At 52.4% G+C, this 17,286-nt stretch carries 16 protein-coding genes and 2 pseudogenes; 9 read left to right on the plus strand and 9 right to left on the minus strand.

The window, feature by feature from the left end; genetic code table 11:
• The first annotated feature begins 300 nt into the window (after nt 1–300).
• Together VV088_RS16505 and VV088_RS16510 are read left to right on the plus strand one after the other, a co-directional pair.
• Nucleotides 301–1,011 carry a LytR/AlgR family response regulator transcription factor gene (locus VV088_RS16505; protein ID WP_334601812.1) on the plus strand — a complete coding sequence of 237 codons (711 nt, stop codon included), beginning with the start codon at nt 301–303 and terminating at the stop codon, nt 1,009–1,011.
• On the plus strand, nt 1,008–2,240 hold the full coding sequence (locus VV088_RS16510; RefSeq protein ID WP_334601813.1) for a GHKL domain-containing protein: 1,233 nt from the start codon (nt 1,008–1,010) through the stop codon (nt 2,238–2,240). The genes VV088_RS16505 and VV088_RS16510 overlap by 4 nt, the downstream gene beginning before the upstream one ends.
• 187 nt (nt 2,241–2,427) lie before the next feature.
• On the opposite strand, the gene VV088_RS16515 is transcribed toward VV088_RS16510, so the two are convergent.
• The 9 genes and pseudogenes from VV088_RS16515 to VV088_RS16555 all read right to left on the minus strand — a co-directional run bounded on the left by VV088_RS16515 (nt 2,428) and on the right by VV088_RS16555 (nt 9,860).
• The gene (locus VV088_RS16515) at nt 2,428–4,734 is read right to left on the minus strand and encodes a LysM peptidoglycan-binding domain-containing protein (protein ID WP_334601814.1); all 2,307 of its coding nucleotides are present in this window, start codon (nt 4,732–4,734) and stop codon (nt 2,428–2,430) included.
• Between the two features lie 384 nt (nt 4,735–5,118).
• Nucleotides 5,119–5,972: pseudogene (istB, locus tag VV088_RS16520) on the minus strand (IS21-like element helper ATPase IstB).
• Complete coding sequence (locus tag VV088_RS22855; RefSeq protein WP_442913160.1) at nt 5,965–6,597, minus strand: Mu transposase domain-containing protein; 633 nt, start codon at nt 6,595–6,597, stop codon at nt 5,965–5,967. Before VV088_RS22855 ends, istB (VV088_RS16520) begins: the two are co-directional and overlap by 8 nt.
• Before the next feature lie 35 nt (nt 6,598–6,632).
• Nucleotides 6,633–7,244 carry an IS21 family transposase gene (gene istA / locus VV088_RS16530; RefSeq protein ID WP_334601815.1) on the minus strand — a complete coding sequence of 204 codons (612 nt, stop codon included), beginning with the start codon at nt 7,242–7,244 and terminating at the stop codon, nt 6,633–6,635.
• Between the two features lie 75 nt (nt 7,245–7,319).
• Nucleotides 7,320–7,748 (minus strand): phage holin, LLH family, encoded by a 429-nt coding sequence (locus VV088_RS16535; RefSeq protein WP_334601816.1) that lies wholly within the window; start codon nt 7,746–7,748, stop codon nt 7,320–7,322.
• A 15-nt stretch (nt 7,749–7,763) separates the two neighbouring features.
• Nucleotides 7,764–8,009 (minus strand): hypothetical protein, encoded by a 246-nt coding sequence (locus tag VV088_RS16540; protein WP_334601477.1) that lies wholly within the window; start codon nt 8,007–8,009, stop codon nt 7,764–7,766.
• Nucleotides 8,010–8,023: 14 nt separating this feature from the next.
• Nucleotides 8,024–9,232 carry a hypothetical protein gene (locus VV088_RS16545; protein WP_334601817.1) on the minus strand — a complete coding sequence of 403 codons (1,209 nt, stop codon included), beginning with the start codon at nt 9,230–9,232 and terminating at the stop codon, nt 8,024–8,026.
• Between the two features lie 13 nt (nt 9,233–9,245).
• Nucleotides 9,246–9,608: a hypothetical protein gene (locus VV088_RS16550; RefSeq protein ID WP_334601818.1), complete on the minus strand. Its 363-nt coding sequence runs from the start codon at nt 9,606–9,608 to the stop codon at nt 9,246–9,248.
• Nucleotides 9,609–9,860, minus strand: coding sequence for a hypothetical protein (locus VV088_RS16555; RefSeq protein ID WP_334601819.1), 252 nt, complete (start codon nt 9,858–9,860; stop codon nt 9,609–9,611).
• Between the two features lie 734 nt (nt 9,861–10,594).
• Here VV088_RS16555 and istA (VV088_RS16560) point away from each other — a divergent pair.
• From istA (VV088_RS16560) to VV088_RS16590, 7 genes and pseudogenes are all read left to right on the plus strand, one after another.
• Nucleotides 10,595–11,206 (plus strand): IS21 family transposase, encoded by a 612-nt coding sequence (gene istA, locus VV088_RS16560; RefSeq protein WP_334598916.1) that lies wholly within the window; start codon nt 10,595–10,597, stop codon nt 11,204–11,206.
• A gap of 32 nt (nt 11,207–11,238) precedes the next feature.
• Nucleotides 11,239–11,874 (plus strand): Mu transposase domain-containing protein, encoded by a 636-nt coding sequence (locus tag VV088_RS22860; protein ID WP_442913119.1) that lies wholly within the window; start codon nt 11,239–11,241, stop codon nt 11,872–11,874.
• A pseudogene (gene istB / locus VV088_RS16570) lies at nt 11,867–12,720 on the plus strand (IS21-like element helper ATPase IstB). The gene VV088_RS22860 and the pseudogene istB (VV088_RS16570) overlap by 8 nt, the downstream one beginning before the upstream one ends.
• Before the next feature lie 128 nt (nt 12,721–12,848).
• On the plus strand, nt 12,849–14,345 hold the full coding sequence (locus VV088_RS16575) for a hypothetical protein (protein WP_334600064.1): 1,497 nt from the start codon (nt 12,849–12,851) through the stop codon (nt 14,343–14,345).
• 84 nt (nt 14,346–14,429) lie between these two features.
• Nucleotides 14,430–15,245, plus strand: a complete 816-nt coding sequence (locus tag VV088_RS16580) for a rolling circle replication-associated protein (RefSeq protein WP_334600065.1) — start codon at nt 14,430–14,432, stop codon at nt 15,243–15,245.
• Nucleotides 15,246–15,361: 116 nt separating this feature from the next.
• On the plus strand, nt 15,362–15,553 hold the full coding sequence (locus tag VV088_RS16585) for a hypothetical protein (RefSeq protein WP_334600066.1): 192 nt from the start codon (nt 15,362–15,364) through the stop codon (nt 15,551–15,553).
• Between the two features lie 95 nt (nt 15,554–15,648).
• Complete coding sequence (locus VV088_RS16590) at nt 15,649–17,262, plus strand: recombinase family protein (protein WP_334600067.1); 1,614 nt, start codon at nt 15,649–15,651, stop codon at nt 17,260–17,262.
• Nucleotides 17,263–17,286: the final 24 nt, after the last annotated feature.

Below are 17,286 nucleotides of genomic sequence, written 5' to 3' on the forward strand. Positions count from 1 at the left end.
TAGATTTCATACCGGGAACTGCTGCACAGGCCCGGACTGTGCCTATCACTGTAGCATTTCCGCCCCTGAAATACAATTAACTGGCTGCATAGAGCTGCAAAATTAACGCTCCGCGCCCGCCCCGGTATCCTGCGGTCCCACAAACATACGGCGCCCCGGCAGGTCCTGAACATTTTTCGAGGCTTTTGATAAAAACAGCTTGTGATTGGGGCGATCTTTGATATAATAGCATACATTGATACCGCAAAACAGGCCGCTCCGTTTTGTTGGACGGCCTGCGGCAACAGGGGTGTGAAGCATATGATCCGTGTTCTGATCGCGGAGGATGATCCGCAGTGCTTTCAGCAGATGGAACAGTTTATCCAGGACTACAGCGGCGAGACCGGCCGGGCCTTCCAGATCACCCATTACGACAACGGGGAGGACCTGGTGGAGCGGTACCAGCCGGAGTTCGACCTGCTCCTGCTGGATGTGGATATGCCCTTTGTAGACGGCATGACCGCAGCGGGCCACATCCGCAAAATAGACCCGGAGGTGGTCATCGTCTTTGTCACCAACCTGGCCCAGTACGCCATCCAGGGCTATTCGGTCAACGCACTGGACTACATCCTCAAGCCGCTGAATTACTTCTCCTTCTCCCAGCGGCTCACCCGGTGCCTGCGCTATGTGAAGAAGCGGGAGGACGCCTATCTCACTGTGGCAGTAAAGGGAGGCGCTCTGAAGCTGGAAATCAGGGACATCTATTACCTTGAGCGGCTGGGCCACCAGCTGATGCTCCACACCCGGGACGGCATCCACGCCTCCTCCGCCACCCTCCAGCAGATGGAGGAGCTGCTGGAAGACAAGGGCTTTCTGCGGTGCAACAAGGGCTATCTGGTCAATCTGGCCCATGTGCAGGGGATTCAGGACGGCTGCGCCGTGGTCCGGGGGGATAAGCTGCTCATCAGCCGGGGCCGGCGGGCCCCCTTCCTGGACGCCCTGGCCGACTATGTGGGAGGGATCAGCGGATGAATCAGGTCTATCTCTCCGATATCCCCCGCCTGTTTACCGCCATTGCCGAGTGGGGCGCCTGTCTGATCTTTCTCCGCAAGCGGCCGCTGCGCTGTTCCGGCCTCCGGCTGTGGGGAATGCTGGGGCTTGGGCTGGCGGTCCAGTGCCTGTTCCTCTGCTTGACCGACGGCCTGCATATCGCCCTGTGGCTCCCCTGCATGATGGGGGCGGTGGGGCTGATGTTCGCCCTCATCGCCGCCTGCTGCAGCGTGCCGCTGACCACTGTGGGCTACTTCACCGCCTGCGCCTTCCTCACTGCAGAGTTCGCCGCCTCTCTGGAGTGGCAGCTGTGGTCCTACACCCAGCACACCCTGAACCTTCCCCAGGACACCTGGAGCACCACCGCCCTGTCGCTGGTCTTTTTGGCGGCAGTCTACGCCCTTGTGTTTGCGGCGATGCGCCGGCTAACCAGCCGCCGGGAGGACCCGCCCGCCGCCTTCGCCTTTCGGATGGAGGAGCTGTGGCCCCCGGTGGTGATCAGCATTGCCTGCTTTTTGATGAGCAATCTGTCCTTTGTCTCCTCCAACACCCCCTTCAGCAGCTCCGTTCTTGAGAGCATCTATAACATCCGCACCCTGATGGATCTGGCCGGGGTGGCCATGCTGTACGCCTACCACGTGCAGCGGTGTGAGCTGTACATGCAGCGGGAGCTGGACGCCATCCAGAACATCCTTCAGAATCAGTACATCCAGTACAAGCAGTCCCGGGAGAGCATCGACGTGGTCAACCGGAAGTACCACGACCTGAAGCACCAGATTGCGGTCCTCCGGGCGGAGCAGGACCCCCAGCGGCGGCTGGACTTTCTGGACGGGATGGAGGAGGAGATCCGCACCTACGAGGCCCAGAACAAGACGGGCAACTCGGTGCTGGACACCCTCCTTACCGGCAAGAGCCTGTACTGCGCCCGCCACGGCGTGGAGCTCACCTGCGTGGCCGACGGAGCTCAGCTGGACTTTATGGATGTGATGGACATCTGCTCCATTTTCGGCAACATTCTGGACAACGCCATCGAGTATGCGCTGACCCTTCCGGACAAGCGGAAGCGGCTGATCCACCTGGCGGTCTACGCCAAAAAGGATTTTCTGGTTAGGCTCTGCTCCGCAACGTCTTTTCGCGCTTGCTCTCCTGATAATCGTGATAGCGGTTTTCCAGCCACCAGGCTTGGTGCTGATACTGTTCCGCTTTGGTAGCGGCCCTGGCACAGTCTTTCTCCAATTCCTTGTGTGATTTCTTCATGGTAAAGAGGATCAAACCAGTTTTGATGGTTTGATCCTCTTTTTCAATGGTAACGGTTTCAGATCCTGCTTGAACCGTGTTCCAATGTCCAAACCACGGAGCGTTTCCGCTGTTAGTCAGACAGGGGCGGAATCGTGGTACTTACTGGGCCGGGACGGTTAAAACCTGTCCAACCTGGATGAAGTTCGGATTTGCGATGATGTCCTTGTTGGCCTCATAGAGGCGCGTCCATTCGGTACCGCTCCCCAACACATTCTTCGCGATCTTCCACAGAGAATCGCCAGCCTTGACGGTGTAAGAATTGCCGGAAGCGGGGACCTGGGGATCGGGCTGGACGGGAACGGAGTTCTCCAGCAGGGAGGTGTGCGGGTCATTTCCGGTATAACGGTAGATGGGAATGTTCTTGGTGGTTTCATCATAGCCTACCAGTCCGTACTGGTAGAGGGTGCCGTTGTATTGGGCGCTGTCGCCCACGTCAGGCTCCATCAACATGCCGATGACAGTACCGGACTCCTGGTCCATGGGAATGGCGATTGCGCCGTTCTCGAAGGTAACAATCTCAGCGTCCCGCAGGCCAGCGATGCAGCTCTTGCTGCCGTCCGGCTCAATGTAGTAGTACTGCTGGAGTGAAACGGCACTGCCGGCGGGGAGGCGGAAGTACTCCGCGTTGTGGTGGCTCAGGATCTCCAAAAGCTGGTCAATCCAGGGCTGAGAAGCATCTACCACATAGGCGGTGGGCCTGGGACGGGAACGCTCCACCGTGTCTTGCAGGCTGATTGCGTTGGAGCCGGTGGTTTCAATGTTGCCATAAATATCAGCCAGATGTTCCGGCAGAGGCGTGGGACTCTTGCGTGCGCCGGAGGCGCTCTGCTTCAAGACCAGAATGTCATCTTCACTGTAAGTACGGCCCTTTTCAACCACGCTCTGGCGGGCGGCAGTCACAGCGGAGACAATTGCGGCGGCATTATCCGCGGTGCTCTCGTAAATGGACTTGGTAGATACCACCTGGCCGTAAACCCGGCGCGGGAAGGCAAACAGGGCGCCATCCGCACCGTGGCTTTCAATCAGGATCGAGATTGTGCCTGCCAGACCATAGTAGGCGCGTCCAATGGGATTATTGCTGGTGATACCATAGTGATAAGGCCGGAACCCGGTTGCTTTCAGATCCGAATGCATCTTGTCCACAATCACGTTGGTGGTCAGGTTGGTAACCTCGGGATCATTGTTCAGGCTGGTAGCACCGGTAATCTGAAAGTCGTTGAGCAGGAAACGCTCAGGGTCGTTTTCATAGTTGCCCACTTCTGAGAAGAAAAACTCGTGATTGTCGATTGCCACGTGGGGCATAAAGGTGTAGAAAGCATCATGGAGCATAGCGGTCTGCTCCGAGCTGACCACCATATGATCCCGGTTCATGTCTACGCCGTTGTAGTCGCCGCGCCAGAACAGGAAGCCGCCTTCCACGTTGATGCGGGGGACCATTACTACATCAATGCGGTCCAGAATGTCCTCGCCGTAGTCTCCGCACAGGTCCTGGATCATAACCAGGGCGCTCTCACCGGCGGCGGGCTCGTAGGGATGAATCTGGGCCTGCTGCCACACGATAGGCTTGCCGCCGTCCTTAAGGATCTGGGCAGTCTGCTCCATGGTGGCTCCATCCGGAATGTTCTGCTTGGTAAAGACCAGAATGGGGTAGTCATAGTTATAGTGAGAAGTCTTTCCCATGCTGTATACGTGCATGTAATCGCTCTTTGCTGCGTATTCCTCGATAAAGTCCATCATCTCGGACTGTGTGGTGGCCTGATACATAGCACGGCCTTCCTGGAAGGCAGGAGTGGTAAACGGCTCATAACCTACTAGGTCCTCGGTGCCCATCAGGTGCTCCATTTCATCGGTGCCCTCAATGGGGACCAGATGCTGTACCCCCTGATTAAAGCCCGCGGGTGCAGTCTCGCCATTCGCCCCGACAGGGTTGTTATTGCCGGTCTCAAAGCCGCTGCCAGCCATGGGTCCGGTTTTGACCAGGATCTCCTTGCTGCCGGCCTGCATATCCTGCTCGCTGACCACAAATAGCTTGATAATGTTGTAATACTGGCTGGGTTCCTTGCCCCGGACGAAATAGCAGTAGCCGCCTGTGGAATCGACTATGTATGTGCCGTTCTCAGCTGGCGTCAGCTCCTCCAGGGCTGGATAGGACGGGTTGGTGGGGGTGGTCAGCACCTCGGGAACGTCCTCGACGGTGGCTGCGGAGTTCTTCTGGTACCAGATCGGCACCCCTTTGAAGACGCTCAGATTTACTTCATCCTGCGGAACGTCCTCCGGATAGACAAATTGCAGGGTGACTGTGGATTCGTTCTGCGTTCCTTCTGCCGCAAAGGCACCTGGAATCATCATGCTGAGCAGCAGGGAAAGAATGCACAGAATGCTGAGGAAACGTTTTCTCATTGGCATAGAATTAGTTCTCCTTTCTGTCCTTTTTATGGGTGGAACAGCTTGTATATACAGCCTCCTTTACTTAGAACCTGTATTTGTAACCTCAAACGACCGATGCATTCGGGTTGGCAGGTTCTCAAATAGATCGACCGGTCAGAAATATCCGCATAATAGACCAGCTCGTATTTTAATTATAGTACACCATGGAAAAATTGTCAATTTTTTTGAAAAATTTAAGTGGGAATCGCGTGATTTCAGGCATAACCGACAAAATGATCTCCGTGTCCTTGGGTAAATGTCCAACTCCCTGTTTTCCACCAGATACAGTGTCAACGCCGATATGAAATTGTAAGAAAAGGCCGAAGAAATTTTGTAGTTTTTCGGCGGTGGTGGGTAACAAAATCAGCAGCTGCCTTGCTCAAAAAGAGAGTTCACGATTTGCTGCTTCTGGCGCATAAATTCCTTGCGTTCTTTCAGGCGGTAAGACTCGCCCTTGATGTTGATAACGGTGCAGTGATGCAGGACACGGTCCAGGATGGCGGAGGCGATGGTGACGTCGGCAAAGACCTCGTTCCACTGGGAGAAGGTCTTGTTGGAGGTAAAGACGGTGGACGTCTTCTCATATCGCCTGGCAATCAACTGGAAGAACAGGTTTGCGCCCTGGATGTCCATGGGGAGGTAGCCGATCTCGTCGATGATAAGCATCCTGTACTTGGCGAGAACCTTGAGCTTGTCCGGCAGACGGTTCTCAAAATGGGCCTTCTTGAGCTGCTCAATAAGCTGATGGCAGTTGATGTAGTAGGTGGAAAAGCGATGCTGTGCCGCCACAAGGCCCAGAGCGGAGGCCAGATGGGTCTTGCCCACGCCGGGCGGGCCAAGGAAGACCACATTCTCCCCGTTTTCCAGGAAGCGCATGGTAGCTAACTCATCGATCTGGCGCTTGTCGATGGAGGGCTGGAAAGAGAAATCGAAGTCGTCCAGGGTCTTCTTAATGGGGAAGCCGGACATCTCCCCGCAAGGGGGACGCGATAGCTCTAAGCGGCAAAGCCGCTAAGAGCTATCCAGTGGATCTGCTTCTCATAGGCCCGTCTCCGCTTGGATTTGGCTTCTTCTGAGAAAATGTGATCCAAAACCTCCACAATGTTGAGCTTGTCCGCCACCGCCCGTTCCAGGTAGTTGTCCAGAATCTCCAGGGTGTTTTTCATCTTAAGGCTTTCCAGGTTTTCCCTCAGCCTGTCCATGGTAAATTCAGTCATACAGCACCTCGTCATATCTGGATAAATCGGAGGGCTTCAAGGGGAAATCTATCACTTTGCCCTGTTCCAGCAGAACATTTTCCGCATCTATTGTCTGTTTCAGCGTAAGCCTTCTATAGTGCTGAGGATTGACAACCATGTCCTTTCTCTGATACGATATTCGGTGCAGAGCGATCTGCTTTCCCTCGTAATACGCAGCCAGCATACTGTCGAGGGCCACGACTGCCACATCTTTGCCGATATACTCCGCTGGCACGGAGTACTGATTGCCGGCGTACGAGATGAGGCAGTCTTTTTGTACTCGCCTCAGGTTGATTTTGTCGATAATGTACTCGCGGGAGAGAGGGCTCAGCCCCTCTTTTTTCAACCTCTCAAAGGGAATTTCGTTGGTGGTGGCGTGGACTTTCCCATTGACCTTATTGCACCAGGCCAGAGCCTGTCCGTTCAAGTCCGCCAGGCTGTTGTACTGGATCCCCACCATAAAATTATCTCTGACAAACTGCACCGTCCGCTCTACTTTCCCCTTCGTCTGACCCCGATATGGCCGGCACAGAATGGGCTTGAACCCATAGAATCCCGCGAAGTCCTCAAACTGCCGGTTTAGCGTGGAGTCCTCCTGCTTCAAAAGCCGCTTGATGACTACCTGCTTTTGGATGGCTCTTAGCGGCTTTGCCGCTTAGAGCCATCGCATCCCCCTTGCGGGGACATGTTATCATACAGAATCTCCTCCGGGTAGCCTCCGAAATACCGAAACGCGTTCTGATGGCACCGTATCAACGTATTTGTGCTCATATCCGTGACAAATTCTATATACCGCATCCTCGAATACCCCAGGATTATCAGAAAACAGTACAGCTTCTTCCACTTCCCGTCCTCGTACACCAGGTGATCCTCGAAGAATCCCCAGTCCATCTGCCCTTGCTTTCCGGGCATCGTCTCAAACCGCACCGTTGCTTTCTCATTCAAGTCCATCTTCCGGCTGCTCACATACGCCTTGACAATACTGTAACCTCCGTCAAACCCCATCTCCCGCAGCTTCTCCAGGATCCGCAGCGCTGAATACGGCGCCTCTTCCAGCCACTCGTCCACGATCTGCTTGTACGGGTCCATCTTTGTGGGCTTGGGTTCGCTCAATGTGTACTCCGGCTTCTGCGGCGATTCCGCGTACCGCTTTGCTGTTCGCGGGTCCATGTGGTACTTCCGGCCCAGCTCCACATAGCTCAGCCCTTTTTGTCTGTCGCTTCGGATATCCATCCACTGTGCTCCTTTCATTTCCTGACTCCCTTTCCGGGCTCTTTTTCGCCCTGATTGGGAGTCTATCTTTTTCCCTTCACCTCCGCCACAAAACTACATTTTTTCCTCGGCGTTTTCTTTCATTTTATCATTGGCGCTGACAGTTACTGCCTCAGCGAGCTCAGAGACGTCCAGGCCGTCAGAGACAATTTCCTTGGTCTGCACCTGGGCCTTTTTCGTCTCCGTGTTGATCTCCCAGACGGAGCCCTCAATCATATTGAGCACCGCCTCGGTAACCTCCACGCCCAACAGCCGCAGCTGCTCCATCACAAACTTCCGGCGCTTCTCTCCATCCGGGTCGGTGTCGTGGTACAGCTGCTCCGCCGCCCGGGTGAAGGACACCACCAGCTGGTGGATGCGCTCCTGGGTGTCCTTTGTGATCCTGGTCTCAAACCAGACCCTGGCCTTGGGTACCAGGCAGGCCAGCAGGCCCACCACAAAAACGGCCAGCAGATTACCGATGATCTCGTAGATGTTTCCCATGTTGTTTTTCCTCCTTTAATTTTTCAGTGTTTGCTCCAGGTCCTCAATCCGGTGGTTGGCCACCTTGATCTTCTCTTCCTGGAGTTCGGTCCGCTCCTCCAGCTTGTACACCCGGTCGATCACCTGGTTGTGGACCTCTACTTTCCGCTCCAGCTGCTCCAGCCGGTACTGGGTCAGCTTGGAAGACACCAGAATGCCCCCAAAGGCTCCCGCCCCGGAGCCCGCCAGCCCGATCAGGGCGACTAGGATCGTCTCGCTCATGGCTTGCACCTCCCTTACAAAAACCTTCTGGCCTTGCCGTTTACGCCAATGTAGCCTCTCACGACCTGGCGGGCCTTGCCGTTTACTCCAACATAAAGCTTGTCTGCTCTGCGGGCCTTGCCGTTGACGCCAACAAAGGCCCGAAGATTGCGGACCGCTGCGGTGTTAGAGTAGGTCCACCCGGAATACTCCCCTTTTGAGTCGTAGGCTCTTACTCGATACTGGACCTTCTGATACCCGCGGCTGACCGTGTCCGTTACAGAGGTGCTGGAGGTGGTCGCCACAGAAGACCACGAGCTGCCATTATAGGACCGCTGAATTTCATATCCGGAAAGATTCCCATCAGGATCAGTCGCCGCGCCCCAGGTAACCGCAAACTCTTCATCCGGGTGAACCGCGTCCGGAATCGAGACAAAGGGAGGTGAATACGGCGCTTCATTTGCGTAATATGTTATGGAATATACAAAATCGGTCATAATAAGTTCGCCATTAACTGTGCGGGCAAAAGCTCTTAACCGCATTGATTCCGTGCCATCTGGAACTGCAACAGAAAACGTTTTTTCCCCATTTCCTCCAATTCCCTGATAGCTTCCTCCATCGATACTGCACGAAATACCATACCATATCCCGCCGTATTTGGTACTTGGAGCAACAACGTACCCGGTCGCTGTTTGGCCTGGAACAATTTTGCTGGGGTCCAAAACGATACCTGTTGGAGCAATATCCTCCGAACCCTTGTACACGTACCAGTAATACGAGCCGTCGTATCCGCTCGGCTGAGCAGACTGTTTTTCAGAGTTATAAAGACCTACATAATCCCCTTTTGTGACCTGCGGCTCATAAACATTAAAGCTTATAGTCGACCCAGAAGCCTTGTTGCGAAGATATACAGAAGCCCCCACCGCCCACTCTACGGTGCTGGAATCTACATTGTCCGGGACAATGCACAGGATGGAATGTCCGTAATCTGTGGTGTACAGATATCGTCCATATGTGGATACCGAATAGGCTACGGTAACTCCGGTCGATGTATGGTCGCTGCCAGATCCTCTGTAAAACGGCATGTTGGGGGATACGCCCGTTATCTGCATTTCAGCTGTCGGAGGTACCGTACTGATCCTAAATTTTGCACTGTATGTAGCTGCTGATACGACAGACCGTCCATTGGCCAGAGCATTTTTGTTGGCTTTATACTGGTCCCACACATATCTCATTTTCGCCATTCAGCCAGCTCCTTTACTCATACACCAAATAAACCGCCCCGGTTTCCAGGGGACTGACGCCTGGGGTAAGGTCAGAGGCGCCGTAGGTAATCATGCGGCTGAAGCGGTTCGCCAACGCGGCAAACATTTCGTTTGGCGTAGCCTCACTGCCCAGACCCTCCAGCGCAGCGGTGGCATCGGTCAGGAGATTGGCCTTGTTCAGCACGGTGCCCTGCTGCGCCCAGCCGTCCGGATTCTTTCCGTTCAGATCGATGGGCAGCGTTCCCGCCACCAGTGCTGCCGCAAACGCCTCGTAGTTGGGGTACACCTGTAAAAATCCGGCAATGGACTTCAGATACCGGGAATCGCCAGTTCCCATAATAATTCCATCGTTCATTCAAACATCTCCTGCATCAATTTCTCCGCTGGAAAACCAGCTGTTCTCCATGCGCTCGATGGCCTGGCTGACGCCAAGCAGCGCAAGCTCGATCCGGTTCGCCCCCTCGGTTCCCAGGCGGTTCATGGTCTCGGGCAGTTCCACCGCCCAGGGCAGGTTGGGGAACACGTCCTGCACCATGCGCACGCGGTTCAAGTAATCCGCCGCGCCGTCAGGGCGCGGGACCGTGTTCACGGGCCAGGTTTTAGACATTGCACCACCTCCTTTATCGGTTCCGAGGCGCAAAAAACGCCTCCGCTTCGTCCTTGACAAAGCGGGGGCGTGCGGGTATAATAAACGCAGAAGGGCGCTGTTACGGACGGTCAGCCCATCACTGCTAACTAATCTACGTTAGCCGCTCGGGTCGCGACCGGGCGGCTAACAAGCATTTATGGCCGACAGGTACATGAGTATCGCCAAACCTGTCAAGAAACAAGCCGCTTTGAGCAACCAGTTCTTCCACATCTGCACCACCTCCCCCGTTTAAGTCTCGCGTCGGGGTCATAACGGTGGGCCAACCGCCTTATGTAACAGCGCACACTTCTGTCCCGCCGGTCCGGCGGGCACATTCATCATACCGTATGCACCGTGTTTTGTCAAATCCTGCCGCCTGTGAGGGCGGCGTTTTTTGTGGTCAGATTGCGGGTCCCGCAACAAAAGGCTTTGTTGCATCCGCGCTTTTTGTAAACACGCTGTTTACAAGCTCATAAATTCCAACATCCCCATTCGGGTCGATACAGGGGACATATTCATAAAGCAAATCACCGGTTGTATCTGCTGTTGAAGCGTAAATTTTCAGGCTGTAGAACTTGTAGTCAAGCGGTGTCAGCGCCAATGATAAAATGAAAGAAAACGCCGAGGAAAAAATGTAGTTTTGTGGCGGAGAGGAGGGAAAAAAGATAGACTCCCAATCAGGGCGAAAAAGAGCCCGGAAAGGGAGTCAGGAAATGAAAGGAGCACAGTGGATGGAAATCCGAAGCGACAGACAAAAAGGGCTGAGCTATGTGGAGCTGGGCCGGAAGTACCACATGGACCCGCGAACAGCAAAGCGGTACGCGGAATCGCCGCAGAAGCCGGAGTACACATTGAGCGAACCCAAGCCCACAAAGATGGACCCGTACAAGCAGATCGTGGACGAGTGGCTGGAAGAGGCGCCGTATTCAGCGCTGCGGATCCTGGAGAAGCTGCGGGAGATGGGGTTTGACGGAGGTTACAGTATTGTCAAGGCGTATGTGAGCAGCCGGAAGATGGACTTGAATGAGAAGGCGACGGTGCGGTTTGAGACGATGCCAGGAAAGCAAGGGCAGATGGACTGGGGATTCTTCGAGGATCACCTGGTATACGAGGACGGAAAGTGGAAGAAGCTGTACTGCTTTCTCATGATTCTGGGGTACTCAAGGATGCGGTACATCGAATTTGTCACAGATATGAGCACAAATACGTTGATACGGTGCCATCAGAACGCGTTTCGGTATTTCGGAGGCTACCCGGAGGAGATTCTGTACGATAACATGTCCCCGCAAGGGGGATGCGATGGCTCTAAGCGGCAAAGCCGCTAAGAGCCATCCAAAAGCAGGTGGTCATCAAGCGATTGCTGAAGCAGGAGGACTCCACGCTAAACCGGCAGTTTGAGGACTTCGCGGGCTTCTATGGATTCAAGCCCATCCTGTGCCGCCCCTACCGGGGTCAGACGAAGGGGAAAGTAGAGCGGACGGTGCAGTTTGTCAGAGATAATTTTATGGTGGGGATCCAGTACAACAGTCTGGCGGACTTGAACGGGCAGGCCCTGGCCTGGTGCAATAAGGTGAACGGGAAAGTCCACGCCACCACCAACGAAATCCTCTTTGAGAGGTTGAAAAAAGAGAGACTGAGTCCTCTTACCCGCGAGTACATTATCGACAAAATCAACCTGAGGCGAGTACAAAAAGACTGCCTCATCTCGTACGCCGGCAATCAGTACTCCGTGCCAGCGGAGTACATCGGCAAAGATGTGGCAGTCGTAGCCCTCGACAGTATGCTGGCTGCGTATTACGAGGGGAAGCAGATCGCGCTGCACCGAATATCGTACCAAAGGAAGGACATGGTTGTCAATCCTCAGCATTATAGAGGGCTTACGCTGAAACAGACAATAGATGCGGAAAATGTTCTGCTGGAACAGGGCAAAGTAATAGATTTCCCCTTGAAGCCCTCCGATTTATCCAGATATGACGAGGTGCTGTATGAGTGAATTTACTATGGACAGGCTGAGGGAAAACCTGGAAAGCCTTAAGATGAAAAACACCCTGGAGATTCTGGACAATTACCTGGAACGGGCCGTGGCGGACAAGCTCAACATTGTGGAGGTTTTGGATCACATTTTCTCAGAAGAAGCCAAATCCAAGCGGAGACGGGCCTATGAGAAGCAGATCCACTGGATAGCTCTTAGCGGCTTTGCCGCTTAGAGCTATCGCGTCCCCCTTGCGGGGAGATGTCCGGCTTCCCCATTAAGAAGACCCTGGACGACTTCGACTTCTCTTTCCAACCCTCCATCGACAAGCGCCAGATCGACGAACTGGCCACCATGCGCTTCCTGGAAAACGGGGAGAATGTGGTCTTCCTTGGCCCGCCCGGCGTGGGCAAGACCCATCTGGCCTCCGCTCTGGGCCTGGTGGCAGCACAGCACCGTTTCTCCACCTACTACATCAACTGCCACCAGCTCATTGAGCAACTGAAAAAGGCTCATTTTGAGAACCGTCTGCCGGACAAGCTCAAGGTTCTCGCCAAGTACAGGATGCTCATCATCGACGAAATCGGCTATCTCCCTATGGATATCCAAGGTGCAAACCTGTTCTTCCAGCTCATTGCCAGACGGTATGAGAAAACATCCACCGTTTTTACCTCCAACAAGACTTTCTCCCAGTGGAACGAGGTCTTTGCCGACGTCACCATCGCCTCCGCCATCCTGGACCGTGTCCTGCATCACTGCACCGTTATCAACATCAAGGGCGAGTCTTACCGCCTGAAAGAACGCAAGGAATTTATGCGCCAGAAGCAGCAAATCGTGAACACTCTTTTTGAGCAAGGCAGCTGCTGATTTTGTTACCCACCACCGCCGAAAAATGACAAAATTTCTTCGGCGTTTTCTTACAATTTCATATCGGCGTTGACAGGCTATACAGCCAAAATAAGTTTGGGAGACTATGGGAGGATAGGAAACCTATCGTGGCCACTACTGGCCGTGTAATTCCACTTTTAATTTTCGGTCTGGCAATCGTTTTTATCCTCAAGGGTCTTGTAGCACTTACTCACTTTTTGCGTCTCCATTTCGACAAAATCTTTTTTGCGTTTCTCTGTCTATGGGTAGTCCTTGACGCATGTCAAAGAGAAAAGGCACAGGCAAAAACCAAGTCAACCCACAAAAAGAGGAAAAGAGCACTAAGCAAGGAGTTGTGGAAATTGATTATTTCCGGGTTCCGCAAGTTTCCAATCTTGAAGTCTAGGGGGAGCGGCATGGTTTTACTAATCAGCGAAATTTTTTCCATAAAGCTCCCCCTGGAGCTTTATATCAGTTTGCTGGTAAATCGTGCGCTTCTTGACCCGGCCCGTGGTAATCCCTTGCACTTAAAGGAAGGTCAATACCTTCCAACAATCCGTTGTACGAAGTGCGGTCTAGAGCAAGAACACTTTGCGTTAAAGGTCACAACAGAAGGATTTACGCCAGAGCAGATTAGGGGGCTTGCTCCTGTTATATCTTCCGCTCTGGTGGGTGATGTCAAAGATTATGCTGTGACAAGGACAAGGGAAAATCTGGCAAAAAAATATATTGATTTTATCATTGAGGATATGACGATGGATCATAGGCTTGTATTTTCATCCGAGGAGAAAATGCTTTCTTCGCCCATAACGAGACTGCTTATTGATAAACGCACTACCATTGATTTGACTACATCAGGGTCTATGATCTGTGCCGGCAAAACCCGGAGCGGCAAGACAACCGGAATAATTTCCCAATTATTGCAAGTGGTTCCATACGGCCCGGACCAATACTGGTCGGAGTGCCTAATAGTAGACCCGAAGCGGGCGGAGTTAAGCCGATTGCCGTACACGGTCACTGTGGATGAAGATGGAGGAGGCCGAGCGATATTAGCGGCGATCAAGCGGTTTGCTGGCAGCATAACCAAGCGGCAGGACGTGCTCAACGGTTTATCGGAGGTAGACGGCAATGCGGTCCACTGGTGGGAAGCCGTAATGCACCCAAGTTTCTTATTTTTAGACGAGTTTGTATCACTAAGAACCTTATTTCCAAAACGGGCGGAGAAGGAGGACCCGGAATATTGCATAGCAACATTTGACGCACTCTTAAAACGCATAGTGACGATGGGCGCCTCTGCTGGCTGTTATGTGATAATCAGCATAGCGGAAGCGTCAGTAGAGGAAGGAGGCTTGCCCGCTATGCTCCGGTCAGCCATGTCAACAAAAATCCTGTTTCGCCCAACAATGCCGGAGGCCCGGCTATTATGGAGTGCTGAGAAACTGGAGAACTTACCAGACAAGGCATACCAGCCCGGAGATGCATGGTTTTCCAGTACAGATGGGAAGCATGACGAAGTAAGTTTTGTACGATTTCCCCAGATGAATTTCCCGATCTACAAGGAGTTGGGCCGTTATTTGAAAGAGTATTATGCAGAAGCTGGGGCGGGCGGCGAAGCGGAGCGGTAGCCGCCCAGCCCCCGGCGGGGCCAGAGGCCCCGCCGGTATACTTGACTAATTAACATATTTGGATACCTGAAAGGGGTGATGCCTATGAATGGATTGCACGTCAGCGGGAGCGAGGTTTACCAAAGGGACATAGCGACGCTGAAAAAATACCGTGAGGACTATTATAAAATTACGCTTCATAAGCAAATACGCCGGGCAGGGTATGAGGCAATCGAAGGTGACGGGGATAAGTACAAGACAGGAAAAAAGAACACAGCGGAAAATGAAGAGAAATTGTCGGCCAGTTTATCCCGAACGAGAGCAGTAATATTTGAATTGGCGTTATGTAACGATTGGGAGTGGTTTGTTACTCTAACACTCAATCCAGAATATCACGACCGAAAAGACTTGAAAAGTTATAAAAAGAGGCTATCAACATGGATAAAAAATTATAATCGGATACACAAAACGGATATAAAATATTTGTTGATACCAGAAAACCATCAAGACGGAAGCTGGCATATACACGGCCTAATGATGAAAATACCAAAAGAACATTTGAGAAAATTTACAGAGCAAGAGAAATTGCCAATAAAAATACTGATAGAACTAAAACGTGGAAATAAAATATATACGTGGGAAGCCTACGAAAAAACATTTGGATATATAACAATATCGGAAATAAGACACCTAGAGAGTGTATCAAAATATATAACGAAGTACATCACGAAGGATATAGTGAAAACAAGGATAGGACTGAACGACCATCTATATTACTGCTCACAAGGATTAAAACGGACAGAGCTGATTTATACAGGTCAGTTAACAAAAGCGTTAGACGAAGATTACAGCAACGAATATGTGAAGATAAAGATGTTACAGAGCTTTGACGAGGCGATAGCGTACTTTGTGGATGGGTAGGACAAGCTGAAAGATCGCAGAGGGTAACAGGGGGGCGATCCCCTACAAAATAACGGCCCCGCAGGGCCGCACCTTTGAAAACCGGAAATAAAATAGCATAGGAAGGGGGTCAGCACATGAGCAGAGGGGTCCCCCAGAGCACGATGGGGGAACTGGTAACAGCTACAACCGGAGAACAATATTACATCATCGGGAAAAACCGAATAAAAATAACAGAACATTTTCCCGTCAATGGGAAACGGATAGAGGACCTCATAACAGATTTGATAGCCGATAAAATCAAGGAAAAAGTAGCGAAAACATCATAAAAAGATTGAAATTCCCTCACATTTATGGTATACTATTCTTGTTAGAAAGTGTATCGTAAGTGTGGGGGCTGTTTCCTCAAAGGAGGATTTTTATAATGAAACAGCCCATTTACAACACAGCTTTGTATCTCCGCTTGAGCCGAGACGATGAAGGAGCCGGGGAAAGCAACAGCATAGCCACGCAACGCATGATGTTACGCCGGTACGCAGAACAAAATAGCTTATTCGTTGTAGATGAATATATCGACGATGGGTATTCCGGTACAAATTTCAACCGTCCGAATTTTCAGCGCATGATAGGCGATATTGAAGCGGGGCGTATAAATTGCGTGGTGGTAAAAGACCTCTCCCGATTTGGTCGGAATTATCTTGAAATGGGAATGTATACGGAAATGCGTTTCCCTGAGTTAGGTGTCCGCTTTATCGCCGTTGACAGCGGAGTAGACAGCAACAACCAGCAATCAACCGAATTTACCCCATTTTTGAATGTGATAAATGAATGGTATGCACGAGACATCAGCCGCAAGGTCACCAAGGCATTTCGTACACGTCACGAAAACGGGGCGCACTATGGAGCATACGCCCCGCTGGGCTATCAGAAAGACCCGGAGCAGACCGGGCATTTACTGGTGGACGATGGGACAAAGTGGATAGTAGAGAAAATCTTTGCTCTGGCCATCCATGGGGCGGGAGCCGCCAGGATCACCCACATACTTGCCGCCGAGCAGATACCAACTCCCGGATGGCTGAACTTCCAGCGATACGGCACCTTCGCCCATATCTACGAGGGCCAGCCGGAAAGCAGACGGTATGAATGGACCATTTCCCAAGTGCGGAAAATCCTGCGGGATGAAACGTATATCGGCCATAGCGTCCACAACAAACAAGGTACGGTATCCTTCAAGAGCAAGAAACGGGTAAACAGGCCTAAGGATGAATGGTGGACCGTGGAAGATACCCACGAGGCTATAATCAGCAAGGCCGACTTTGACCAGGTACAGGAGAACATAGCCAGCCGCCGCAGACAGAGGAAGAACGGCACAACGCAGATTTTCGCCGGGTTAGTCAAATGCGCTGATTGTGGGTGGACAATGGGATACTGTGAAAACAAGCAGAACAAGGTCCCCTATGGTTACTATCACTGTGTTAAAAACGGGCAGGGCCTTAGTCAATGCTCTATGCACTATGTCCGGTATGATGTGCTTTACAGTTTTGTTCTCTCCCGTCTGCAATACTGGATAAACGCCGTCCATCAGGACGAGCAGGCCATAATAGAGCGGCTTTCCAAGTCCACCATGACGGAGCAAGCCGCCACAAGCAAGCGGGCCGCACAAGAAAAGAGACGGGCAGAAAAGCGGTTGACCGAGCTTGACAACCTGTTAGCTAAGATTTACGAGGACCGGCTGAACGAGAAAATCACGGAACGCAATTTCTCTATGCTGTCTCAGAAATACCAGCAGGAGCAGGGCGAGCTTGAAACGAGGATTGAAGCATTGACGGCCCAGCTTGCCAGCACCAAGGAGCAGGAGGACGGCATAAACAGGTGGATTGATTTAATCAAGCAGTTTTCCAGCCCCACCGAATTGACCGCCGAAATGCTCAATACCTTGATTGAAAAGGTCGTTGTCCACGAGGCCACCAAGGACGCAGACGGCAAGCGCACCCAGGAAATTGAGATTTTTTACCGCTTCGTCGGCAAGATTGACTAATATCATTAACTGTATGTCTCCGGG

The organism is Lawsonibacter sp. JLR.KK007, assembly GCF_036941135.1.
Taxonomy (GTDB): Bacteria; Bacillota; Clostridia; order Oscillospirales; family Oscillospiraceae; genus Lawsonibacter.

Bases quoted from the DNA above. Each gene is read 5' to 3' on its own strand.
- VV088_RS16505 (WP_334601812.1), top strand. From the start codon at position 301: ATGATCCGTGTTCTGATCGCGGAGGATGATCCGCAGTGCTTTCAGCAG.
- VV088_RS16510 (WP_334601813.1), top strand. From the start codon at position 1,008: ATGAATCAGGTCTATCTCTCCGATATCCCCCGCCTGTTTACCGCCATT.
- VV088_RS16515 (WP_334601814.1), bottom strand. From the start codon at position 4,734: ATGCCAATGAGAAAACGTTTCCTCAGCATTCTGTGCATTCTTTCCCTG.
- istA (WP_334601815.1), bottom strand. From the start codon at position 7,244: ATGAAAGGAGCACAGTGGATGGATATCCGAAGCGACAGACAAAAAGGG.
- VV088_RS16535 (WP_334601816.1), bottom strand. From the start codon at position 7,748: ATGGGAAACATCTACGAGATCATCGGTAATCTGCTGGCCGTTTTTGTG.
- VV088_RS16540 (WP_334601477.1), bottom strand. From the start codon at position 8,009: ATGAGCGAGACGATCCTAGTCGCCCTGATCGGGCTGGCGGGCTCCGGG.
- VV088_RS16545 (WP_334601817.1), bottom strand. From the start codon at position 9,232: ATGGCGAAAATGAGATATGTGTGGGACCAGTATAAAGCCAACAAAAAT.
- VV088_RS16550 (WP_334601818.1), bottom strand. From the start codon at position 9,608: ATGAACGATGGAATTATTATGGGAACTGGCGATTCCCGGTATCTGAAG.
- VV088_RS16555 (WP_334601819.1), bottom strand. From the start codon at position 9,860: ATGTCTAAAACCTGGCCCGTGAACACGGTCCCGCGCCCTGACGGCGCG.
- istA (WP_334598916.1), top strand. From the start codon at position 10,595: ATGAAAGGAGCACAGTGGATGGAAATCCGAAGCGACAGACAAAAAGGG.
- VV088_RS16580 (WP_334600065.1), top strand. From the start codon at position 14,430: ATGAATGGATTGCACGTCAGCGGGAGCGAGGTTTACCAAAGGGACATA.
- VV088_RS16585 (WP_334600066.1), top strand. From the start codon at position 15,362: ATGAGCAGAGGGGTCCCCCAGAGCACGATGGGGGAACTGGTAACAGCT.
- VV088_RS16590 (WP_334600067.1), top strand. From the start codon at position 15,649: ATGAAACAGCCCATTTACAACACAGCTTTGTATCTCCGCTTGAGCCGA.